Source organism: Microcoleus harperi Pol14_C6, assembly GCF_036701295.1.
Lineage (GTDB): Bacteria > Cyanobacteriota > Cyanobacteriia > Cyanobacteriales > Microcoleaceae > Microcoleus.
This window is the reverse complement of sequence record NZ_JAUBQN010000032.1, coordinates 33,046-56,895: the sequence shown is the minus strand read 5'-3', so window position 1 is coordinate 56,895 and position 23,850 is coordinate 33,046. Positions and strand designations below refer to the sequence as shown.

The 23,850-nt window shown below is 41.2% G+C and carries 14 protein-coding genes and 1 pseudogene; 7 read left to right on the top strand and 8 right to left on the bottom strand.

Annotation, left to right across the window (positions count from 1 at the left end; translation table 11 throughout):
* Window positions 1-69 precede the first annotated feature (69 nt).
* The 3 genes and pseudogenes from QUA27_RS20060 (at window position 70) to QUA27_RS27475 (ending at window position 13,002) form a co-directional block, all read left to right on the top strand.
* Window positions 70-5,523 (top strand): ATP-binding sensor histidine kinase, encoded by a 5,454-nt coding sequence (locus QUA27_RS20060; protein WP_333069972.1) that lies wholly within the window; start codon window positions 70-72, stop codon window positions 5,521-5,523.
* Between the two features lie 292 nt (window positions 5,524-5,815).
* Window positions 5,816-12,400, top strand: a pseudogene (locus tag QUA27_RS20055) (amino acid adenylation domain-containing protein); the annotation flags it as partial.
* A gap of 263 nt (window positions 12,401-12,663) precedes the next feature.
* Window positions 12,664-13,002 (top strand): helix-turn-helix domain-containing protein, encoded by a 339-nt coding sequence (locus QUA27_RS27475; protein ID WP_445251530.1) that lies wholly within the window; start codon window positions 12,664-12,666, stop codon window positions 13,000-13,002.
* Window positions 13,003-13,655: 653 nt separating this feature from the next.
* On the opposite strand, the gene QUA27_RS20050 is transcribed toward QUA27_RS27475, so the two are convergent.
* Window positions 13,656-13,871: a hypothetical protein gene (locus QUA27_RS20050; protein WP_333069971.1), complete on the bottom strand. Its 216-nt coding sequence runs from the start codon at window positions 13,869-13,871 to the stop codon at window positions 13,656-13,658.
* A gap of 146 nt (window positions 13,872-14,017) precedes the next feature.
* Here QUA27_RS20050 and hemC point away from each other — a divergent pair, with 146 nt between their 5' ends.
* From hemC to glgA, 3 genes are all read left to right on the top strand, one after another.
* Window positions 14,018-14,989 carry a hydroxymethylbilane synthase gene (gene hemC, locus QUA27_RS20045; RefSeq protein WP_333069970.1) on the top strand — a complete coding sequence of 324 codons (972 nt, stop codon included), beginning with the start codon at window positions 14,018-14,020 and terminating at the stop codon, window positions 14,987-14,989.
* 354 nt (window positions 14,990-15,343) lie between these two features.
* Window positions 15,344-16,171: a S1C family serine protease gene (locus tag QUA27_RS20040; protein WP_333069968.1), complete on the top strand. Its 828-nt coding sequence runs from the start codon at window positions 15,344-15,346 to the stop codon at window positions 16,169-16,171.
* A 563-nt stretch (window positions 16,172-16,734) separates the two neighbouring features.
* Window positions 16,735-18,162: a glycogen synthase GlgA gene (gene glgA / locus QUA27_RS20035; protein WP_333069967.1), complete on the top strand. Its 1,428-nt coding sequence runs from the start codon at window positions 16,735-16,737 to the stop codon at window positions 18,160-18,162.
* Window positions 18,163-18,393: 231 nt separating this feature from the next.
* On the opposite strand, the gene QUA27_RS20030 is transcribed toward glgA, so the two are convergent.
* The 4 genes from QUA27_RS20030 to QUA27_RS27470 all read right to left on the bottom strand — a co-directional run bounded on the left by QUA27_RS20030 (window position 18,394) and on the right by QUA27_RS27470 (window position 21,236).
* Entirely contained in the window at window positions 18,394-18,822 is a 429-nt protein-coding gene (locus QUA27_RS20030; protein ID WP_333069966.1) for a DUF1824 family protein, read from the bottom strand.
* Between the two features lie 228 nt (window positions 18,823-19,050).
* Entirely contained in the window at window positions 19,051-19,734 is a 684-nt protein-coding gene (rnc, locus tag QUA27_RS20025) for a ribonuclease III (RefSeq protein WP_333069964.1), read from the bottom strand.
* 46 nt (window positions 19,735-19,780) lie between these two features.
* A complete protein-coding gene (gene rnc, locus QUA27_RS20020) occupies window positions 19,781-20,995 on the bottom strand; it encodes a ribonuclease III (RefSeq protein WP_333069963.1) in 1,215 nt (404 codons plus the stop codon).
* A 106-nt stretch (window positions 20,996-21,101) separates the two neighbouring features.
* Window positions 21,102-21,236: an HNH endonuclease gene (locus tag QUA27_RS27470; RefSeq protein WP_445251529.1), complete on the bottom strand. Its 135-nt coding sequence runs from the start codon at window positions 21,234-21,236 to the stop codon at window positions 21,102-21,104.
* 730 nt (window positions 21,237-21,966) lie between these two features.
* Here QUA27_RS27470 and QUA27_RS20015 point away from each other — a divergent pair.
* Complete coding sequence (locus QUA27_RS20015) at window positions 21,967-22,110, top strand: CAB/ELIP/HLIP family chlorophyll-binding protein (protein ID WP_015176459.1); 144 nt, start codon at window positions 21,967-21,969, stop codon at window positions 22,108-22,110.
* A 191-nt stretch (window positions 22,111-22,301) separates the two neighbouring features.
* Here the strand turns inward: QUA27_RS20015 and QUA27_RS20010 are convergent, their stop codons facing one another.
* The 3 genes from QUA27_RS20010 to QUA27_RS20000 form a co-directional block, all read right to left on the bottom strand.
* Window positions 22,302-22,514, bottom strand: coding sequence for a hypothetical protein (locus tag QUA27_RS20010; protein ID WP_333069962.1), 213 nt, complete (start codon window positions 22,512-22,514; stop codon window positions 22,302-22,304).
* Between the two features lie 106 nt (window positions 22,515-22,620).
* Window positions 22,621-22,839: a hypothetical protein gene (locus tag QUA27_RS20005; RefSeq protein WP_333069961.1), complete on the bottom strand. Its 219-nt coding sequence runs from the start codon at window positions 22,837-22,839 to the stop codon at window positions 22,621-22,623.
* Window positions 22,840-23,297: 458 nt separating this feature from the next.
* A complete protein-coding gene (locus QUA27_RS20000) occupies window positions 23,298-23,690 on the bottom strand; it encodes a response regulator (protein ID WP_190655560.1) in 393 nt (130 codons plus the stop codon).
* Window positions 23,691-23,850 lie beyond the last annotated feature (160 nt).

Genomic DNA, 23,850 nt, shown 5'->3' with positions numbered 1-23,850 from the left:
CAAAACTAAGAGCGATCAATTAGGATTAATAAAACTTATAAACTTTCTGCTAACAACCCGGAAAAAGCCATGTTTATTATTGCAGGTTATGAATACTTAGAAAAAATTCACGATAGTTTAATAACCCTGGTTTATAGAGCCCGAAGAATTCGAGATAGTCAACCTGTTATTATTAAAATTCTTAAAAAGGCATATCCTTCCAGTCAAGATATGTATGTATTTAAACACCAGTATGAATTGCTGAAAGACTTAGATTCAGAAGGGATTATCAAAGCTTATAGCATAGAAAAATCTAACAATTATATAGCTATAGTTTTAGAAGATTTTGGCGGTAATTCACTGAAAAACTTTTTTCAAACTGGTAAATTTATAGATTTATCTGTATTTTTGCAAATATCAATTGGATTAACTAAAGCTTTAGAAGAAGTACATAGAAGAAATATTATACACAAAGATATCAAGCCCGATAACATCCTTATTAACGAGCGAACATTAAAAATAAAGATCGCAGACTTTTCAATTGCATCACTTCTGATGCAAGAAAAATATCTAGCCAGCAATCCCGATCGATTAGAAGGAACTTTGGCTTATATGTCCCCAGAGCAAACTGGTAGGATGAATCGCTCGATTGATTATCGTACTGACTTTTATTCTTTGGGTGTCACATTTTATGAAATGCTAACTAGACAGTTGCCATTTCAAACTACAGATGCGATGGAACTCGTTCACAGTCATATTGCCAAAATACCCGCTTTACCGCATGAACTAGATCCAACTATCCCGAAAGTAGTATCTGATATCGTGATGAAATTATTAGCCAAAACTGCTGAGGATAGATATCAAAGTGCTTATGGAATTAAGGCAGATTTGGAAGCGTGTTTAACTCAACTACAAACCAATGGAAGAATTAAAGATTTCATTCTCGGTCAGCATGATATTTTTGCTAAATTTCAAATACCCCAAAAGCTTTATGGCCGCGAGCTAGAAATTGCTACCCTAAACGCTGCATTTGAAAGAATCAGTAAAGGTACGAGTGAGATGATACTTGTTTCCGGTTATTCAGGAATCGGCAAAACAGCCTTGATTAATGAGATTGATAGACAAATTGTGCGGCGAAAGGGTTATTTTACTTCGGGAAAGTGCGAGCAATTTAAACGCGGTATTCCTTATGCTGCACTAATTCAAGCTTTTCAGACCTTGATTCGACAGCTATTAACTGAAAGTAAAGAAAAAGTCGAAATTTGGAAAAATAAGTTATTAAAAGCTTTGGGTACAAATGGCAGAGTTATTATTGAAGTCATTCCTGAAGTAGAATTAATTATTGGGCAGCAACCACCTCTTCCTCAATTAGAATCTGGAGAATCACAAAATCGATTTTATTTAGTATTTCAAAAGTTTGTGGGTGTTTTCACCAGTAAAAAACATCCTTTAGTTCTTTTCATAGACGACTTACAGTGGGTTGATTCAGCCTCATTAAAATTACTCCAGCTACTAATGATGTCATTAGATAGTCAATACTTTTTATTAATTGGAGCTTACCGAGCTAACGAAGTGAACGAAACTCATTCATTGACGTTGCTTTTGAATGAAATTCAAAAAGCAGAAGTTAAAGTAAATCAGCTCGATATACAACCTTTAAATACTGTTCAAGTTAATGAATTAATTGCAGACACGCTTCACTGCGAATTAGAAAGATCCTTACCTTTAGCAGAAATAGTCTTTAACAAAACGGCTGGCAATCCCTTTTTTGTAACTCAAATATTTAAAACATTCTACCAAGAGAACCTACTTTCATTCGATCTAACTGCTGGTAAATGGCAGTGGGATATTCAGCGAGTTCAACAAGTTAAAATGACAGAAAATGTTGTTGAACTAATGGTTAAAAAAATTGAAAAACTTCCTAGTTTTACGCAAAATGTTTTAAAAGTAGCAGCTTGTATTGGTAACACATTTACATTAAACGATCTAGCAATAGTCAATGAAAAATCTTTATCATCTACCGCAACAGAGCTTTGGCAAGCAGTTCAAGAAGATTTAATTTTCCCTTTGAGCGGTGCTTATAAAATTCCTTTAGCTAATGATTTAAATACAACCTTAACATTAGTTGATGAGTCCGAAACACCCAGTGATTTATCTTTAAGTATTGAGTATAAATTTTTGCACGATCGCGTTCAACAAGCCGCTTATTTTTTAGTTCCTACGGACCAAAAAAAAGAACTTCATTTAAAAGTCGGTCAACTATTGCTAAAAAATACTCAAACAACAGAAATAGAAGACAAAATTTTTGATATTGTCAATCATTTAAATATCGCTATTGAGTTAATTACCCATCAAAAAATTCAACACAATCTGGCTGAGTTAAATCTGTTTGCAGCTCGGAAAGCAAAGGCAGCAGCAGCTTATGAACTCGCCCATGGATACTTACATTTTGGTCTAGAACTACTTGCAGAAGATAGCTGGTATAGTAATTATGAATTAACTTGGTCGCTATATACAGAGGCAGTAGAAGTAGAATATTTAAATGGTAACTTTGAAACTTCAAGTTTCCTTGGTGATATTGTGTTAAAGCAAGCTACTTCGCTTTTAGAAAAAATTAAAACATATGAAATAAAGATTCAATTTTATATTTCTCTCAATCAGATGCAAGCAGCGCTTGACACATCATTCCTAGTGCTGGAAATGCTAGGAGAAACTTTAGTTAAAAAATTGCCAGAAGGATTAGAGATCGGAAATTTAAGCAATCTACCAGAAATGGTCGATCCTTATAAACTTGCGGCTATGCGAATATTAATTAAAGCGATAACACCTGCTTATGTAATGAATCCAGCACTTTTGTCACCGATCGTGTTTACGATGGTCAATATTTGCTTTAAGTATGGAAATTCATCACTATCTACTTTCGCTTATGCTTTTTATGGACTGCTCCTTTGTACTTCAATAGATAATATTGAAAGTGGATATCAAGTCGGTCAAATAGGAATAAATTTATTAGAAAATTTGAATGCTAAGGAAATTAAAACGAAAGTATATGAAGTATTTTATGCTCATATCAAAATTTGGGTAAGCCATGTTAGGGAAACCATAGAACCTTTACAAGAAGCTGTTCAACATGGTTTAGAAAATGGCGATTTAGAGTATGCGGGTTACGCGGCTGGTTACACTTCACTTTATCCATTTTTTGTAGGCGAGCAACTAAATGAAGTCTGTGCTAAACAAACTATTTACATCAACCTATTAGTTAATTTGAAAATAAGTTATTTTAGCTTACCTATTATAATTTGGCGACAATTAGTTGGGAAACTTTTGGATAAGACAGAAAATGAATGTAGAGCGCTAGGTAATTTTTTTGATGAAGAAGTAATGCTGCCTGGTTTTATTGAATCAAATAATGGTGCATTACTTTTTTCTCTATATCTTGCGAAATCTATATTTTTATATTTATTTGAAAATTACGCAGAAGCAGTTAGTTATATAAAGCTAGCCGAGCAATATTCTAGTTATTTGGCAGGTTTATTACATACAAGCGAACAAAATTTTTACTATTCTATGATTCTACTTGCACCATGTTCAATGGTAGGAGAAATTGATAGAGAAATCAACCTAAAACAAGTGGAAGCAAACCAAATTAAATTAAAAAAATGGTCGTTATATGCTCCCATGAATTACGAACACAAATATTATTTAGTAGAAGCAGAAAAAGCTAAAATTTTAGGGCATATACTGCCAGCAATGGAATATTACGATCTAGCAATTCAAGGAGCAAAAGAGCAAGGTTATATTCACGAAGAAGCATTAGCGAACGAAAAAGCCGCAGAATTTTATCGTAGTCTTGGAAGAGAAAAAATAGCTCAAACATATTTAGTAGATTCATACTATTGCTATGTTCGTTGGGGAGCAATAGCAAAAATTAAAGATTTGGAATCAAAATACCCGCAATTAATATCTTTAACTTCCAATAAAACTTCTAGTCGAGAACTAACTGTTACAACAAGTTCTTCAAACTTCGGAACTAAAGGCGATGTTTTAGACTTAGCGACTATAATCAAAGCATCGCAAGCTCTTGCTGGCGAAATTCTACTTGATAAGTTTTTGGAGAAATTACTAAAAGTTGTAATGGAGAATGCAGGGGCTCAAACTAGCTGCCTTGTTTTAGAAACAGATGGTATCTTAACGATAAAAGCAACTGGTGCTGTAGAACAAGAACAAATAACTTTGTGGACATCAACATCTATAAATAATAGCCAAAATATACCAGTTTCTTTAATAAATTACGTAGCTAGGACAAAAGAAAATGTTATTTTAAATAATGCAGCAAAAGATGGAATCTTTATCAAAGACTCGTATATCATTCAAGCTCAAGTTAAATCTATTTTATGTACCCCTATTATCAATCAAAATAAACTCCTTGGCATAATTTATTTAGAGAATAATTTAACTGTTGGGGCATTTACACCTGCTCGTTTAGAAATCGTTAAAATACTTTCGACCCAAATAGTTATTTCTTTAGAGAATGCTTTGCTCTATAAAAATTTAGAAGAATACAGCCGCACACTAGAAGAAAAAGTGAAAGAACGTACCTTTGAACTAAGCGAAAAAAATGATAAATTAAAAGATCAAGCAATTAAATTACAAAAAGCTTTGGATGAACTAAAGCAAGCTCAAGCACAAATTATCCAAACTGAAAAAATGTCTAGTTTGGGACAATTAGTTGCTGGTGTTGCTCACGAAATAAACAATCCAGTTAACTTTATTTATGGTAATTTAAGCCACGCTAGCGAATATAGCGAACAACTATTACATTTAATTGCTCTCTATCAAGACAGCAATCATAGTCCTCAACCCGAAATTCAAAATTATATTGAAGAAATTGAGTTGGGATACTTATTGGAAGATTTACCTAAATTGTTTTCTTCAATGCAACTGGGAGCAACCCGTATTCGCGAAATCGTTTTGTCACTTAGAAGTTTTTCTCGTTTAGATGAAGCAGATATCAAATCCGTAGATATCCATGAGGGTATTGAAAGTACGCTGTTAATTTTGCGAAACCGTTTGAATAAAAAGGCAGATAATTCAGCAATTCAGGTAATTAAAAATTATGGTAAACTACCATTAGTAGAGTGTTATCCAGGGCAGTTAAACCAAGTATTTATGAACATTATTGCTAATGCTATTGATGCGTTATATCAGCGCGATCGCCATCGCTCACAAACAGAGATGAAGGAAAATTATAGCACGATAATAATCGTAACTGAAGTAATAGATTGCGATTGGATAAGAATACGGATTGCTGACAATGGAACTGGCGTAACTGAAGAAGTGCGTACTAAACTATTTGACCCATTCTTTACAACCAAACCCGTTGGTTCTGGAACGGGTTTGGGGTTGTCTATTAGTTATCAAATTGTGGTTGAAAAACATGGCGGACAACTGAACTGCGTTTCAGCGCCAGGTCAAGGTGCGGAGTTCATAATTGAGATTCCCGTAAACCAGCAAAATCGCCAAAAGTCAAGCTCCCTAGTGTAGATATTATTTGGGTGATTCCGAAGGTAGTAAATAATTTTCGATCCTCCTAAATTTGTGATTTTTTTTCAATTTGGAGTAACCTATATTTAGTAGCAGTGATCCCAAAAAAAGCGGACAGAAGATTAAGCTTTAAACTTAGGTCGAACCTGTAAAGCTTTTCGCTAAACACAAAGGCTTTTAGTTGAGCATTGCTTCAGAGTGAAAGTTCTAGATAATCGCTTACAATCAGTCACTTAGTATAATTACTTAGAGGAAGCATCAAATGTCCGATCATTTGAAAGGTGGAGCTATTCATCAACTGTTTGAATCTCAAGTGGAGCGTACACCGGATGCTGTGGCGGTGGTTTTTGAAGGACAAAAATTAACTTACCGAGAATTGAATGTAAAAGCGAATCAGTTAGCGAATTACCTGCGATCGCTCGGAGTAAAGCCAGAAGTGTTAGTAGGCATCTACGTCGAACGTTCCTTTGATACGATCGTGGGAATCCTAGGCGTACTCAAAGCGGGTGGTGCTTACGTCCCCATAGACCCTGCCTATCCATCTGAGCGCATCGCTTATATGCTCGATGATTCGCAACTACCAGTTCTATTAACTCAAAAACAACTGATTGCCTCGTTATCAGAACATCAAGCACGGGTAGTTTGTCTAGATTCAGATTGGAAAGAAATCTCCGTGATGCCCGAAATTTCTCCCATCAGTGATGTGGTACCCGAGAACTTAGCTTACGTAATCTATACCTCTGGATCAACCGGAAATCCCAAAGGAGTTCTCATTCCTCACCGAGGATTGTGCAATCTAGCGCAGGCACAAATCAAACTGTTTGATGTGCAGCCCGATAGCCGCGTTCTCCAATTTGCCTCCTTCAGCTTTGACGCTTCTATCTGGGAAATTGTCATGGCTCTGTGTTCCGGAGCACGGCTTTACCTAGGAACACGAGAATCCCTGCAACCGGGACAACCTTTACTGCGACTATTGCAAGAGCAGGGGATTACTCATCTTACTCTCGTGCCATCAGCACTTAGTGCTCTGCCGAGTGAGGAGTTGCCAGCGTTGCAGAATATCATCGTCGCGGGAGAACCATGTCCGACAAAATTGGTTGCTCAATGGGCTAGGGGACGGCGGTTCTTTAATGCTTACGGGCCTACTGAGTCCACTGTCTGCGCTACAGTCGCACAATGCTTTGAAAGCATGGACGTGCTGCCAATTGGTCGTGCGATCGATAATACTCAAATCTATATTCTCGATCGCCATAAACAACCTGTTTCTGTAGGCATTGCTGGAGAACTCCACATTGCTGGTGTGGGACTAGCAAGAGGCTACCTCAACCGTCCCGAAACTACTCAAGAGAAATTTATTCCCAATCCTTTTAGCAATGAACCAGGTTCGCGCCTCTACAAAACTGGTGATTTGGCTCGTTACTTACCAGACGGTAATATTGAATTTATCGGTCGCATCGATCATCAAGTAAAAATTCGCGGATTCCGCATAGAATTAGCAGAAATTGAAGCATCACTGCGACAACATCCTGACGTGCGAGAAGCCGTTGCGATCGCACGGGAAGACGTACCGGGTGACAAGCGTTTAGTCGCCTACATCGTCTCTAATCTCATACCAGAACGGATACCTTATCAAAGTCCTTGCTTGGTTGAATTTGATGGTAATCGTACTATAGAAGTAACCACCGAAGACATTTCAATAGGTGGTATTAGCTTAGTAGGAATGACAGAAATTTTAGAGCGAGATAGTCGCGTTCGCTTGCACCTACAGCTACCAGAAAATTCTCAATTTTTGTGGGTAGAAGGTAAAGTAGTATGGCAAGAAGAACAGCAAACGGGGATTCAGTTTGAGCTAACGCCAACGCAGCAAATTACCATCCAAACCAGCTTAGATTATCTCCTAGAAAAACAGAAAATTCTGAAATTTTTGCAGCGCACGGTTAGCCGTAACCTCCGTAACTTCTTAAAACAGAAGTTACCTGAATACATGGTGCCTTCTAACTTTGTCATGCTGAAAGAATTGCCGCTAACTCCCAACGGAAAAGTGGATCGTCAAGCGCTACCTTCACCGAAACAAATCAGAAAGAAACTGACAAATAGCAATATTGACTCTGTAACTGATATTGTAGAAAAAACAGATGTTTTAGAACTGGAACGAGAGCTTGAGTTAATGCCTTTTGTTCCTCCTCGTACTCCGGTAGAAGAAGTAGTAGCAATAATTTGGACGGAAATTTTAGATTTAGAGCAAGTTGGAATTCATGACAACTTTTGGGAATGCGGAGGAGACTCGTTACTTGCTGCTCAAGTTATCTCTCGCATCCGAAATACGCTTGAAATAGAATTGTCTCTGCGTTCTTTGTTTGAAGCACCCACAATAGCCGAATTAGCCCAGCAAATAGAAACAGAACTTCAAACAAACTCAAGGTTAAAACTTTCTCCAATCGAAGTGATTTCTCGCAACCAGAATCTGCCTCTCTCTTTTGGCGAACAACAGTTGTGGTTTTTGGCACAAATAGAACCGGGGAATCCTTTTTATAACGAACACTTTACAATTTACTTACCGAGTTCGCTCGATCGATTAGCGTTAGAACAAAGTTTCAACCAAATTATCGCTCGCCACGAAATTCTACGAACCAACTTTTCTGTCGTCGATGGTCAACCAATTCGGATCGTTCAGCCTACTTCCTATTTATCCCTACCATTAATTGACCTTCAAGAAATAGCGTCAGAGAGCGATCGCGAAACGGAAGCTTTGCAGTTGGTAACAGAAAAGGCACGGCAACCTTTTAATCTCACCTCGGATTTGTTGCTAAGAGCTACTCTAATTAAACTCAGCAATACAGATTACAGACTCTACATAACCGTACATCACATTATTTTAGATGCGGTTTCTATATACAGCGTACTATTTCCCGAACTGGTAGCACTCTACGAAGCTATTTGCGATCGCAAACCCTCCTCCCTGAGAGAATTAACCGTTCAGTATGCCGACTTTGCCTACTGGCAGCGGCAACAACTACAAGTAGAATTACTGAAGCCACAGCTAGCTTACTGGAAACAGCAATTAGCAGATTTGCCCCCGCTACATTTGCCCACCGATAATCCACGACCGCCAGTTCAAAGGTTTCGAGGTGGAATGCAAACTCTGGCACTCTCGAAGGGTTTAACTGAGGCTTTGAAAGCTTTTTCCCTTCAGGAAAATGTCACTTTATTTATGACATTAATGGCGGCCTTCAAAATTTTGCTCTACCGCTATTCGGGACAAGAAGATATTCCCGTCGCCACTGTTATTGGTGGGCGAAATCGATCGGAGATTGAAAGATTGATTGGGTACTTCCTCAATACGCTGATTCTGCGTACTGACCTTTCTGGTTTTCCCAGTTTCCGACAGTTACTTTCCAGGGAACGAGAAGTAGCTTTAGGAGCTTATACTTACCAAGACTTGCCATTTGAAAAACTGGTGGAAGAACTTCAACCAGAAAGAAAGTTGGGTCAAAACCCGTTATTTCAGGTGATGTTTATTTTAGAACCGCCGCTCGTAACTTTGGATTCTAAGGATTGGAAAGTCAGTCAGATGGACATTCATATCGGTACATCTAAGTGCGATTTGTTTCTCCAACTAGAAGAAAAAACGGAAGGAATTATTGGTCGTTTTGAGTACGATACCGATTTATTTGAGGCCGCTACTATTTCCCGGATGGTTGGGCATTTTATAACTTTATTGGAGAGTATAGTTGCTAATCCAGACCAGTCAATCTCGAAGTTGTCTTTGTTAAAAATTGGCGAACGGCAACAGTTAATAAGTTGGAATGCTACGGAGAGAAAATATTCGTCACATAAGTGCGTTCATCAGTTATTTGAAGATCGAGTAGAGCAAAATTCCGATGCGGTAGCAGTAATATTTGAAGGGCAACAACTCACCTATCAGGAGTTGAATCAAAGGGCGAATCAATTAGCGCATCATTTACGCTCGCTAGGAGTTGTACCAGATGCAGTAGTTGGTATCTGTGTAGAACGATCGCTGGAAATGGCGATCGGACTTTTGGGTATCCTAAAAGCAGGTGCGGCTTACTTACCTCTTGACCCGGCTTATCCGCAAGAACGGATAGCTTATATGCTGGAAAATGCCGGAGTTCCAGTAGTGCTAACTCAGGCAAGTTTATTGCCGCCACTGTTAGAGTATGGGATACCAGCGATCTGTTTAGATCGGGGCTGGAAATCGATCGCCCAACGCCCGCAAGATAACCCCACGACAGCCGTATTACCCGACCATTTAGCTTACGTTATCTATACATCAGGTTCTACAGGCAAACCTAAAGGGGTGGCAATGAGTCACCGTCCCCTGGTGAATCTGATTGATTGGCAATTACAAAATTTCGCTTTTCCTGCTACTAAAACCCTCCAATTTGCCCCCATCAGTTTCGATGTTTCTTTTCAGGAGTGTTTTTCCAGTTGGTGTTCTGGCGGCACTTTGGTGTTAATTTCAGACATTATTCGCAAAGATGCAGTAGCTTTATTGCAACTTCTCCAAGATGAAGCGATCGAACGTTTATTTCTTCCTTTTATTGCCCTTCAGCATCTAGCTGAGGTTGCTGAGGAACGAGGAACCGTACCTCATAGTTTGCGAGAAATTATGACGGCTGGCGAACAGTTACAAATTAGTCGAGCGATCGTCAATTGGTTTAGTCAGCTAAAAGATTGCACTTTGCACAATCAATATGGCCCTTCTGAAAGTCATGTAGTAACTGCATTTACTCTCACTGATTCGCCTGAAAATTGGGATAAATTGCCGTCCATCGGTCGTCCTATTGCCAACGCCAAAATCCACATCCTCGATTCACAATTACAACCAGTACCTATTGGTATTCCCGGAGAACTTTACATCGGTGGTATTAGTTTAGCCAATGGTTATATCAACAGACCAGATTTAACATCCCAACGGTTTATTGAAAACCCATTCTTAAATAGTGATGAGTTCTTAGTTTTTAGTTCTGAATTAAAAGCAAACTCACAACTCACAACTCACAACTCAAAACTGTACAAAACCGGCGATCTAGCCCGCTATTTACCAGATGGTAACATCGAGTATATGGGTCGAATTGACGACCAAGTAAAAATTCGCGGCTTTCGGATTGAGTTAGGAGAGATCGAAACTGCTTTGGCACAACACCCAAACGTAGGAGAAGCTGTTGTTATTGTTAGGGAAGATATACCAGGCGACAAGCGTTTAGTTGCTTATGTAGTGGTTTCCAAAGAGTTAGCATCTTTTGCTAACCAATTGCGGCACTTTTTGCAAGAAAAGTTGCCTGAATACATGATTCCTAATGCTTTTGTCTTTTTAGAAGCACTGCCTTTAACTCCTTCTGGAAAAGTAAATCGACGAATCTTACCAGCGCCAGAAGGAAATCGAGAAGAACTACAAACAGCATTCATTGCGCCTCGTACTCCTGTGGAAGAAAAGTTAGCTGAAATCTGGAAAAAGATTCTGGGTATCGATCGAGTTGGCATTTACGATCGCTTTTTCGATTTGGGCGGGCATTCTTTAAAAGTTACTCAGTTAATGTTTAAAGTGAGAGATGCTTTTCAGGTAGAAGTATCGCTGCGACAATTCTTTGAAGTACCGACTATTGCTGGAATTGCGGATGCGATCTCTCTCGCTAGTCGCCCAGATTTCTATTCTACATCACCACAAAAAGAAATTATCGATCTAAACGCGGAAGCAATCCTAGACCCTACAATCTATGCTGAAAATATTGCTTTTGAATGGAGTAAAGAACCATCTCACATCTTATTAACAGGAGCAACCGGATTTCTCGGTACTCACTTACTTAATGACTTACTAAACCAAACGCAGGCAAATATTTATTGCCTGGTCAGAGCATCCAATCTCCAACAAGGTATCGAAAAAATTCAAAAAAGTCGAGAACGCTATTTACTTTCTAATCCACCTATTAGCAACCGCATCATCCCAGTTTTAGGAGATTTATCTCAACCCTTGTTAGGGCTTACATCACATAAATTTCGCGCACTGGCAAGCAAAATAGATGTAATTTACCACAATGGTGCATCAACAAATCTGGTTTATCCATACTCTGCATTAAAAGCGGTAAACGTTCTCGGTACGCAGGAAGTTTTGAGATTAGGCTGTATTATCAAAACAAAACCAGTTCATTTCATTTCTACCGTTGGAGTGTTTTGCTCGGATATTTACTATCAGGCTAAAGTAGTCCTAGAACAAGATAAATTGCCTGATGGTGAAAGCCTTTCTGAAGGCTATGGTCAAAGTAAATGGGTTGCTGAAAAATTAGTTATGACTGCCCATTCTAGAGGGATACCTGTTTATATTTATAGACCGGGATTCATCGCCGGAGACAGCCAAACAGGTATTCGCAATACTGCCGATTTAATCAGCAGAATGCTTAAAGGCTGCATTCAAATGAGAAAAACACCTGATTTAGACATCCTGTTAGACATGACTCCGGTGGATTATGTCAGCCAAGCGATCGTTCATTTATCCAAACAAAAAGAATTGGTCGGTAAAGCTTTTAATTTAGTTAATCCTCACCCCATTTCTTGGAATCAGCTTTGCGATTCAATTCGCTCTTTTGTCCACTCCCTTGAACGCATTCCTTACGAACAGTGGCACTGCGAGTTATTAAAAATTGTTGATAATTCACCAGAAAATGCTTTGCATCCACTGGTCAGCCTTTTCTCTGATGAAACCGTATCTGCACAGACGATTACACTTCCTTGCTTTGATTCTCAAAACGTGATCGATGGTTTAGTTGGTAGCTGCATTAGCTGTCCACCTATAGATGAAAGATTGTTAAATACTTACTTCTCGTACTTAATTCAGAGTGGGTTTTTAATGGGGATTTAAAAAACAAAAAGCGCCCCTCAAGAGGAGAGCGCTTTTCGATTATCTAATCACTAACAGGAGTTTAGACTATCGCACCTCTGGTGCGATAGTCTAATACCAATTCACTATGAAGGTACACGCTCATTTAGGCTAAAAGTAGAGGAGATGCAATATGGTCAACAAATTTAAGGTAGAAATCCAGGAAACGGTTGAGGAACTAGAGCATCGACTCGAACGGGCTATAACCGCAGTAAGCACGCGAAAAATTACTGCTATTATACTGAATTACTACCAAAAAAATCAAAAGAAGAGAAGAATTAGCCACGATGCTGAAGCGAGACTTTTCAACAATATATCGTTGGTTAAGAGCTTACAAACAAGGTGGAATTACCTCATTACTCACAGTTAAAAAAGCTCCCGGGAAGACTCCACATATACTACCCGAAGTCAGAGAAAAATTAATCAAAAAACTGCAAGAACCCGAGGGGGAAACAAGTTATGGCAAATTACAGATATGGCTAGAAAAAGAATGCGGGATCAAAGTGAGCTATAAAGTCGTACATGACCTAGTTCATTATAAATTAAAATCTTACCTCTTTCGTCCCAAGACCCCAAAGCAATAAAGTGAACGAAGTTGCACAGACAAACTTCCAAAAAAAACTGTGGGAGATTATCAAAGTAATGATTAAATATTTCGGAACAGGACAGCTTGTAAGGATATGGTGTCAGGACGAGAGTAGATCTGGATTGATTACATGAGCAGGGCAGGATGATTACATTGAAGGGATAAAACCCGTCGGCAAAAAGCTATCTTAAGCGAGTAAACTTCTATGTTTATGGAGTTGTAGAGCAATCAACAGGTGAACAATATTATCAACAATTTTGTCAGCTCAATCACAACGGCTTTCAATAGTTTTTAAATGGATTTTCTCAAAAATACTCAGACTATTTCAATCTAATTATCATGGATAATGGCAGCTTTCATAAAGCTCTATTGTTAGACTGGCATGACCATGTAATGCCAATATATTTACCTGCATATAGTCCTGAATAGAATCCGATTAGATTGTGGGAACCTAAAAAAAAAGACCTCAAGTAGGAAAATTATTCGAGTTGAGATAAACTTAAAGAACAGGTAGATATAATTATCAAATCTCTCACGAATGAAGAAGTTTTATCTCTCTGTAGTTGGGACTATATCCTGGAAGCTATATTAAGTGCAGGTTCAGAGTGAATTGGTATAAGCTATTTGGTGGCTTTAGAAGTACGATCGCAATTACGATGGCTCTTTTCCCCTCGCAACTAAATTTATCTCCCCAAATCCCGCAACCTTTGAGCTAATTCTTTCTCGCTGCTGCTGAGCTAACTCCTCACCCCAACCAGGTTCATCCGGCTCGACCCTAGGTAAATCGTACATGGCCGACAGCCTTTGCTTCGGAATGTCGATCGCCTGGACTGCAAGCGACGCCCAACGCTGGATGGGAAACATCATCAAGGCTCACTGCTACTGGCGCTCAAAACCTGGTATTTCTATTTTATCGCCCGAATTATCCCAACCAGCAATTAAAGTCCCCACCTGCGGTACGCTAGATCAGGTGAATATATTGGCTGATTTCAAGCTATCCTCCGATCGATCTTATGTCCCCAACCACATCTGCCCCTTCCCGAACCGTTCGCATCGGTTCCCGCAAAAGCCAACTCGCTCTCGTGCAAACCCACTGGGTGCAAGAACAGCTACAGAAACACTTCCCGGAACACACTTTTGAAGTCCACACCATGTCCACCCAAGGGGACATAATTCTTGATGTCGCCCTCGCTAAAATTGGCGATAAAGGACTTTTCACCAAAGAATTAGAAACGGGAATGCTGAACAATGAAACGGACTTTGCCGTTCATTCCCTCAAAGATTTGCCTACCAATTTGCCCGAAGGTTTAATTTTAGGATGCGTCACCGAACGGGAAAATCCCGCTGACGCCTTGGTAGTTCACTCCAAGCACAAAGACAAGCAACTCGACACCCTGCCAGAAGGTTCAGTAATCGGCACTTCTTCCCTGCGGCGGCTAGCTCAACTGCGACACCATTTCCCTCATTTTGAATTTAAAGATATTCGCGGCAATCTCAATACTAGACTCGCTAAATTAGATGAGGGCGGTTACGATGCGATTATTTTAGCAGTTGCCGGCCTCGAAAGATTGGGAATGGGCGATCGCATCCACCAAATTATCCCTGCTGATATCTCCCTTCACGCCGTCGGACAAGGTGCTTTGGGCATCGAATGCCGCGCCGGAGACACCGAAATCATGTCAGTGATTAAAGCTCTTGAACACTCGGAAACTGCCCAAAGATGTTATGCCGAACGCGCATTTCTGCGGGAATTAGAAGGTGGCTGTCAAGTGCCGATAGGCGTCAATACCAAAATAGAAAACGGTCAATTAACCTTAACCGGAATGGTATCGAGTCTCGACGGCAAGCGGTTCGTCAAAGATACTGTTTCCGGCGCCGCCGAGACTGCTGAAATGATCGGAATTGACCTCGCTCACCGCCTGCGCCAACAGGGTGCTAGTGAAATTTTGGAGGAAATATTTGCCCAAGTTCAACGTGGTTCCTAAAACCGAGTGGCATCTCTTTGTCAATGCTTTTAAACGCGATATACCGCCTTTTTTACAATAAAAATAACAGGCGTTTCGCGGCAAAACAGGTAGAGTAGCAGTCTGATTGTAGATTTTTGATGGGATTTTAGGTAGGACTTGCGCGATAGATTTCAAAAATATCTGACTAATTTAGGACGCTCCGCACGGGTGTTAAGCAACCCGGTTTCTGATGTAAGTCTCGCTGTATAGCCCAAGATTTATAGTAAAAACCGGTTTTTTTTCGTAAGTCCTATAATTCTTAACCTACCCATCCACAATCTACAATCAAACACCCAAAATTAATCAGCAATTTATTTCAGGTAAAAGCCCAATATGAGCGCTAGAGAAATTCAATTAAAGCTGGAATTGAAAAAGGTTCAGCAACTGTATAGCAAAATGCAGGCCGACCAACAAGCTTTGCAGAAGCAATTGAAAGAGTTAAAAACTCAACCAGGAAATTTGTCGGATGTAGTCGAGCAAGTCTTGCCGTCGCTTGTGTCAATTTACGTCATGGATTGGGATACAGAAGAAGAGATTTCTTCTGGAAGCGGGTTCTTTGTATCGCCGGACATAATTGTCACGAACTATCACGTTATAGAAGATATTGCCGATCAAGATTACTTCTATGAAGAAGATGAAATCGAACAGGTTTTAGTCGAAACTCACGACGGAAAATTGAGATTGGCCGAGGTGGTGTTTACTGGTAATGCTGAAGAAGATTTAGCCTTACTCTTAATTAGCGATTTTACCTTCGACCCGAACACAGGGGAACAAGTGGACTCTCCTCAAGAATATCCTCCCCTAGAGTTGTCTTTTGATGTGAAAGTGGGAGATAGAGTAATTGCTGTGGGCAATCCTTTAGGGCAGTTTGCTTCAACTGTAACTCAAGGTATTGTGAGTGCAATCCGCGAACCAGAGGAATATGAAGAAGGCGATGACGACGAAGATGATGTGGGTGAGGTAAAGGTGTTGCAAACTGATGCGGCAATTAATCCTGGAAATTCCGGCGGGCCCCTGATTAATATGGCAGGTCAAGTGGTTGGGGTAAATACGTGGGGATGGGAAGATGCTGATAATATTAATTTGGCGATCGCGGCTGAAGCTTTGGATGATTTTCTAGCGGGATTTGAGGAGACTTTTGAGGACAATTCTCAGAATTAGTCGGGAGTTGTCCGGGAGGATCTCATATTTGTAAAAACACTTCTTCTGGCTCCTTCCTTCTTCTTCTTTCCTCCTGCCTCAAAACTCCATTAGCTGCTTTCATTGAGATGCTCCCGTTGTCCGTAATCTGTGATTCGGGTCTTGGCGAAGCTTGCAGAAGAGGATCGCTCTTTTTCTCAGAGGGAATGAAAAAGGCGATGGCTATTTCCTTAATTACGGCGATCGCTATTTCCTTAATTACATACTGATGGCTTTGCGTGCATTTTTACTAATGCGTAAAGGTGAGCAGACTGCATACAATTTTTGATGTTTACCGTCCCTCAGAAAGTGACAGATAAATTTGATTAGATCGTGAAAATTCTCGCGGGAGGAGAGTACGGGCGATTGCTCTTTTTTTGACCGCACAGCGACGCGGATGGAAAAAGGGCGATCGCATTCTTGAGTAAACTGCGATCGCTACAGCAACTCAGATTTATACTTGTTTTTGGACGGCGCGTTAATATTGTGTCGCTCGCCATTTAAACTTAATCTAGACTAACAATTTCAAGGAACACAAAAAAATAATGCGTATTTTATTTGTATCCGCCGAAGCAGCACCCCTCGCCAAAGTGGGCGGTATGGGGGATGTCGTCGGCGCTTTGCCTAAATTTTTGCGGCGCATGGGCCACGATGTCCGCATCTTCATGCCCTACTACGGTTTCGTTCCCGACAAAATGGATGTTCCCAAAAAACCTGTTTGGGATGGGGCTGCCATGTTCCAAAGCTTCTCGGTGTTTGAAACTGTTTTGCCGGGAACCGATGTACCTTTATACTTAATGCAACATCCATCTTTCTTGCCACGCCGCGTTTACGGCGGTTTAGATGAAGATTGGAGGTTCACTTTCTTTGCCAATGCTGCGGCTGAATTTGCTTGGAATCACTGGAAGCCCCAAATTATCCACTGTCACGACTGGCATACGGGGATGATACCTGTTTGGATGAGCCAAGACCCCGATATCAGCACGGTTTTTACTATTCACAATTTAGCTTATCAAGGGCCGTGGCGCTGGCGTTTGGAGCAGATGACTTGGTGTCCTTGGTATATGCAAGGTCACAATACAATGGCGGCCGCAGTACAGTTTGCCGATCGAGTAAATACTGTTTCGCCGACTTACGCCGAGCAAATCAAAACCCCAGCATATGGGGAAACTTTGGAAGGTTTGCTGTCTTACATCGGTGGCAAAGTATCGGGGATTTTGAACGGAATTGATACAGAATCTTACAACCCAGCAACTGACAAGTACCTCCATCAGCAATTTAGTGTTGATACTATTGAAAAGCGCCCCGCTAATAAAATTGCGCTGCAAGAAGAAGTCGGTTTGGAAGTGAATAAAAATGCTTTTTTGATCGGCATGGTGACGCGGCTGGTAGAACAGAAGGGATTGGATTTGATAATTCAAATGCTCGATCTGTTCATGGCTTATACCGACTCTCAATTTATTGTACTCGGAACGGGCGATCGCTACTACGAAACCCAACTCTGGCAAATGACAGCCCGCTATCCCGGTCGGATGTCCACCCAGCTACTTTACAACGAAGCCCTCTCCCGGCGCGTTTACGCAGGCTGCGACAGCTTCCTGATGCCCAGCCGTTTCGAACCCTGCGGCATCAGCCAAATGCTAGCCCTCCGCTACGGGTGCGTGCCAATGGTTCGCCGCACCGGCGGTTTAGTCGATACCGTTTCCCACAACAACCCGATCGACAATACCGGTACAGGTTACTGTTTCGATCGCTACGAACCCCTCGACTTGTTCACCTGCATGATCAGAACTTGGGAAGGTTTCCGCTACAAAGATAAGTGGAGAGAACTGCAACAGCGCGGCATGAGAGAAGATTTTAGCTGGGATATTTCGGCCCGGAAATACGTCAACTTGTACAGCGATATTTTGGGACTGCCGCCGGAAGAAACCGCACCGGCACCAGAGGCAGAATTGATCGTTGGTAAGGGTTAATTTTAGTAAGGTGCGTCAGTCGGTGTTTGATTCAACTGAATCGAAGGGCGATCGGCTGACGCAGCTTGCAGCTTAGTAAGGTGCATCAGTCAATCGATTTTAGATTTTAGATTTTAGATTGAAGCATTGACCCCACGGATGAATCCGGGGGCTTGTATCCTGGATGCTTTCAGTCGGTTTTTGATTCCATTTAATTGATCGACTGACTACTGACTGCTGACTACTGACAAATTAATCAACAAATAAATCGAGAGGTAAATGACCGTAAGTGCCAGTAACTCCACCTTCTGAGGCAGATTGACACGAAATCAAAACGCCCCGGTAAGTTCCGGGATAGCCGTCAACATAATACGACCCCTTCAAAGTATTGAACTTAATATAAACCGAACCAGCAAAGGTCGAGACAGCATTGGGATCTAAAACAACTTGATATCCCAAAGCTTTCAAATAAGATTCTAAAGCTAAAAACCCCTCATCTGTCGAAGCAGCGCACACTCCCAACATTTGATAATCCGACAAACTTGCTACCAGCAAAACCGCTTGACGGAGGGCTTTTTTTTCCAGCGGTGATGCTACCGATTGCATATCCAGACAAGTGAAATCCTTGAGGATTTGCTGTGCTTCTTCAACAGTTAGGGTAGTCGGGTTGTGAGTAGACATGAATTGCTCTGATATTTCCCAAAATTACGATCGACCATCGGGTACTCGTCAACGAATTTCTGTGATTGCAACCCTCAATCGACGGCGGTAACACTTGCACAAGTCCTGATTATAGCCGATTGTGTGCTCTGGCAATCAATTCGGGCGATCTTCTTGGAGGGCTTTGCCAACGCCCGTATAGCACAAAAAATCTAGTAGTTTTTTTCGATGTTTTCAAGTTTATATCAGTCAGCATTTTTTGAGCTTTGCTAGCGCATCTTCGGCCGCATTTTTCTCAGCATCTTGTTTACGGCGACCCCGGCCAACACCGTACATTTTACCGCTGACATACACTTGAGCAGTGAACTCTTTAGCATGATCTGGGCCTTCCTCGTCAATGATTGAATATTCGGGGTTTTGACCGAATTTTGCCAAAGCCCACTCCTGAAATCGATTTTTAGAGTCTACAAGGTTTTTTTGCTCAGTATCGGACTGAGGATAAACCATGCTATCAGCAACTGGAATAAACAGCTTTTTAACAAAGGTGCGGACAGGTGTAATGGTTGAGTCGAGATAGTACGCACCAATAATCGCTTCAAAAGTATCGCAAAGCAAAGAGGGATTTTGGCGACCTTTATCTTGTTCTGCCCCTTTTCCCAGGCGCATTAACTTGCCTATACCTAGTTGCTCAGCAAACTTTGCTAGCTGATTCTGATCGACTAATCCAGAGCGCAACCGAGTTAACTGAGCTTCGCTAAAATCTTCATAGCGCTTGTATAAGACTTCGCCAACTATATAACCTAGGAGGGCGTCGCCGAGGAATTCTAGTCGCTCGTTATGTTCGCCTGCTTCGGGGTGTTCGTTAACATAGGAACGGTGGGTTAAAGCGCGTTGCAAGAGCGATTCATCTTTAAATTTTGGAATTTTGTACATTTTGATGTCTGGACTTGCTGGGAAATTAATAGCATGGAAAACGTTTCTATATTAGCCTGAGTTTTTTAAGTGCGTCTCCAGCCGCACGTTTTTCAGCTTCTTTTTTACTGCGACCACTTCCTTGACCGTACACCTTACTATTTACGCGCACTTCAACAGTAAATTCTTTAGCGTGATCTGGCCCGGCCTCTTGGATTGTGATGTACTGAGGGATAATTGGTCCGATATTCTGCTGTACCCATTCCTGAAACCGATTTTTTGGGTCTACAAGAATGTTAGAGTCTGGTTCTGGCTGAGAAGAAATAATTTCTTCCACTACTAGGGTAAATAGCGGTTCTACAAAATCGCGGACTGCCTCAATGCCTGAATCGAGAAAATACGCGCCGATAATTGCTTCAAAAGTGTTGCTGAGCAACGACTGCTTGGTTTTGCCTCCACTTGTTGCCTCACCCCGGCCTAGCAGCATCCACTTACCGATATCCAAGTCGGCAGCAAACCTTGCCAATTGCCTGTCTTTCACCAACAAAGAACGCAGGTCAGTTAGTTCACCTTCATTTTTATCAGAGTAGTGGCGGTAGAGATATTCGCCGCTTAGAAAAGTCAGCAAGGCATCGCCTAGAAACTCTAATAGCTCGTTGTCTTCGCTTACTTCTCTAGGATTTTCGTAAAGGTACGATCGGTGAGTGAGTGCGCGATTTAACAGAGAAGCTTGCTGAAAAGGCAGTTGTTTGAGGATTTCATCTAATCTCTCTCGAATGCGTTTTTCTTCACCAGGGGAGACAACTGAACCCTGGCGAGTTTCGTAACGGGTTTGCTCTTGAGATAAGATTCGCAGGACTTCTAGCTTTTGTTTTTCTACATTATCTGCCTGTTCAAATGCAGATACAGCCTTGAGGAGTATGGCAATTCTGTCGAGGGCGCGATAGGTATCATCTATGGAAATACTAGATTGGTGGGCCCATTGGTTGCGGACATTGATCAGCTCACTCACTAGAGTGCGTTCACCTTGACCTAGGTTTTTGTTTCTTTTGAAGACTTTATCCCACTGTTTTGACATGACTATCAGTTGTGCAGAAACATCCTCGCGCAGAGGGTCTGCGACGTTGCGCTTCGAGGTTTGGTGGTCGGGGAGATGTGATGTGGCGACTGTCCGCCAGCGATCGCCGTGAACGGCCTGCATCTCTTGCTCGACATAAGGATACAATCCCTGACCTAGAATATTTAAAGCTCTGCTAACTCGTTCGTGATTGCTAATAGTCATGTGTTGTTTTTACCGAAATTTCTTTCTTGTTGCTACATTCAGAGTTGTGATTTTTTCTGAAAACCCGGTTTTTTAAAGAAACGGGGTTTGTAAACTAAGATGTTACCTATAAACAATTACTTTTTACCCAGTTGGGAGGGTAGAGACTGTTTCGGCGAGACTGGTTGCATGAAAGACAAGCAAGTCGTAGGTTTTCTATACAGTCAGAGCCACCGCGACTTTTGGGGCGCAAATGTTCGATAGTCAGTTAATTTTTTTGGAGAAATTTACCGCACCACCAACAGTTCTGACTATAATCATCGATCAGTTTTTGCTTCTTGGTATGCTTCTGCTTTGGATTCATTTCGGTTTCCTTGTGCTTGTTGTTTACAACAGCATTGAAACATCAGTTATCCAGCACGTAAGGAATGTTGCTTAGGGATTGGCAAGAGATGAATATTCCCAAACAAATAAGATTTAAAAGTAGGAATTAATGCTACTTCTAATTTACTTATCTTATAGGGATAATTTTCTGTCGAAAAATTCATAAATGAGAACAACTCACACTAAGCAAACACTTTTCAGGTGACGCTAGGTGTGAGCTGATGTCTCATCTACCGTATATGTAAATATTCTTATATGTATACATCTATATGAGATTAATAGACAACTGCAATAGATATTTAGATAAATACTTAGCAATGTTATTTACTAATCACATATTGAAGCATATATGTAAAAAAATATACATATACGATAGGTGAGACAGCAGCCCACGCTTGCACTGGAATTTTGATGACCCAATCATTTCGGTCAAGCCTAGCAGACAGCCAAGCTCAATGTCAATCTCTCCCCCCGCGAGCCCCTCTCCCTGCGGGCCCATCCCGCTGATATCCGGCATTTGAACAGTAAATGTAAAAATATGTTGCAAACTTTGTACTGCTGTGTTAAGTTTAGTTACATAAGGTTGAAATTAAACGAGGTTTCTGGTCATGGAAAACAAAGACGCAAAAGTTGGCTTCACTGAGTTTGCTGAAACCTGGAACGGCCGTTTGGCAATGTTGGGCTTCGTTATCGGTTTAGCTACCGAATTCCTCACCGGTCAAGGCATTCTCTCTCAAATCGGTTTGATGTAATCAGCTCTTCTGCATACCATAGCTGAAATTCAGGCGATCGACCCCATCACAAGTGCAAAAGCCCCCCGCTATTAAGTCCCCTTCACTTCACACGGAGGGGGCTTTTGCATTTTTAATCAAAAAATCCAACAAATGGCACCATCAAAAATCTTTTCCGTCTCAATATTTATCGCGAGACTAACTCCAGCAAACTAAGCAATTTCTACAGACTCAAACATCCTCAATTTAGGAGTCAAAGTCGCCACCTTCACCAAACCGTCGCGTTTGTGAGTCCGCACGCTGTTACCTAAAATCATCTCCGACAGATCGGGCATTTCCTGCCAGCAGTGCGAGCAGAACCAATAAACGCGATTGTGGCGAGCGTGGCGGAGCAATTTAGAGGAGCAACAAGGGCAACTATTCATGATATTTTAAACCTTTTTTGAAGATATGGAGCGATAACCAAATCATTAGAGAGATTCACGAATGCCTGCATATCTCAATTCCAGGCACACAAATAAAAAATCTCTTTCACTCACAGCTTTGAGCGTTGCGCAAGTAGAACTTTTGGAGGCCTAACAGTAACACCACAATCAAAAGCTGAACGCTCCAAGGAGCCCAAGAGAAACCCCAAATAAAACAACCCAGACCGGCCCAAGCCACAAGAACAAAAATATCTTGAGAGGTTTGCCAGTAAACCCAGACTGCTGCCAGAGAAACTATTAGTAGCAAAATGTAAGCTGAGGGCATAGTCGTCTTCTCCCAATGTGTCTGCCAACAGTCAGGACCGATCCCTGACGTTCTGCTTAAACATAAAACTAAAACCTGAAGAACTTATGAAGACGAGTGAGTTGTTACAAAAAGTAAAATAATCCTGCCAGCTTATATTTGCCCGAAAAACCCACAGGAATATTCAGTTCATGGCTGAGGTCGAATGCGGTTAAATAAGCGCACTACCAATAGGGACTGAGGCATCCATAATTTGCATCAATTTCACCCCAACACCGACAGGGTTGAAATTGATACCGAACTGAGGTTTTTAGTCCTAAGCTAACAGGACGAAAGGTACGGCGCCTAAGTCGCTACATATATTCTGTCCGATCGACCCGATTCGACCTCATGAACCATACCAAAGAAAGCAAGTTTTTTTAACTCTCTTTGCCTGCAAAACTACTGCTTAAAAAACTGTACAATTCAAGGCGCGCGATCTATTCTTGCTCCCAGCCCAAAGCTTCAGCGACCTGAGCCGCCAAAAACATCGGTTCAAAAGGCTTGGCAATCACGCTCACCACCCCCAAATCCGCGAACATCCGCCTGTCCCCAGCCAGAGCCTTAGCTGTCAATAAAATTACCGGAATGTGCTGCGTAGCCTTATTAGCTTGTAACTGTAGAAAAGTAGTAGGCCCGTCTTGGTCGGGCATCATCACGTCCAATAGAATAGCATCAGGCTGTTCGGCAAGAGCCTTAGCAACCCCCTCGCGGCCCGAACTCGCTGTCAGGACTTCCCAGCCCCCCACCAGTTCAAGACTGACTTGAGCTACTTCCCGAATATCTTCCGCATCGTCAATAACCAAGATGCGCTTGGCAGTCAAAATTAACATTTTTTTAGAAATGAGAACTGATCACAGATTAGAGGCGAAATGTGAATATTTTGTAAAGCAAATTATTTTAGCCGATCAGACTTTACAGTAAATTTTCAAAACTGTATAGCAGATGTTGAAGAAAGAAGGAACAAGGAAGACCGAAGTTGCCATCGAGCGG

Bases quoted from the DNA above. Each gene is read 5' to 3' on its own strand.
- hemC (WP_333069970.1), top strand. From the start codon at position 14,018: ATGTCCCCAACCACATCTGCCCCTTCCCGAACCGTTCGCATCGGTTCC.
- rnc (WP_333069964.1), bottom strand. From the start codon at position 19,734: ATGTACAAAATTCCAAAATTTAAAGATGAATCGCTCTTGCAACGCGCT.
- QUA27_RS20000 (WP_190655560.1), bottom strand. From the start codon at position 23,690: ATGTTAATTTTGACTGCCAAGCGCATCTTGGTTATTGACGATGCGGAA.
- QUA27_RS20050 (WP_333069971.1), bottom strand. From the start codon at position 13,871: ATGATGTTTCCCATCCAGCGTTGGGCGTCGCTTGCAGTCCAGGCGATC.
- QUA27_RS20040 (WP_333069968.1), top strand. From the start codon at position 15,344: ATGAGCGCTAGAGAAATTCAATTAAAGCTGGAATTGAAAAAGGTTCAG.
- QUA27_RS20060 (WP_333069972.1), top strand. From the start codon at position 70: ATGTTTATTATTGCAGGTTATGAATACTTAGAAAAAATTCACGATAGT.
- QUA27_RS20015 (WP_015176459.1), top strand. From the start codon at position 21,967: ATGGAAAACAAAGACGCAAAAGTTGGCTTCACTGAGTTTGCTGAAACC.
- QUA27_RS20030 (WP_333069966.1), bottom strand. From the start codon at position 18,822: ATGTCTACTCACAACCCGACTACCCTAACTGTTGAAGAAGCACAGCAA.
- rnc (WP_333069963.1), bottom strand. From the start codon at position 20,995: ATGACTATTAGCAATCACGAACGAGTTAGCAGAGCTTTAAATATTCTA.
- QUA27_RS20010 (WP_333069962.1), bottom strand. From the start codon at position 22,514: ATGAATAGTTGCCCTTGTTGCTCCTCTAAATTGCTCCGCCACGCTCGC.
- QUA27_RS20005 (WP_333069961.1), bottom strand. From the start codon at position 22,839: ATGCCCTCAGCTTACATTTTGCTACTAATAGTTTCTCTGGCAGCAGTC.
- glgA (WP_333069967.1), top strand. From the start codon at position 16,735: ATGCGTATTTTATTTGTATCCGCCGAAGCAGCACCCCTCGCCAAAGTG.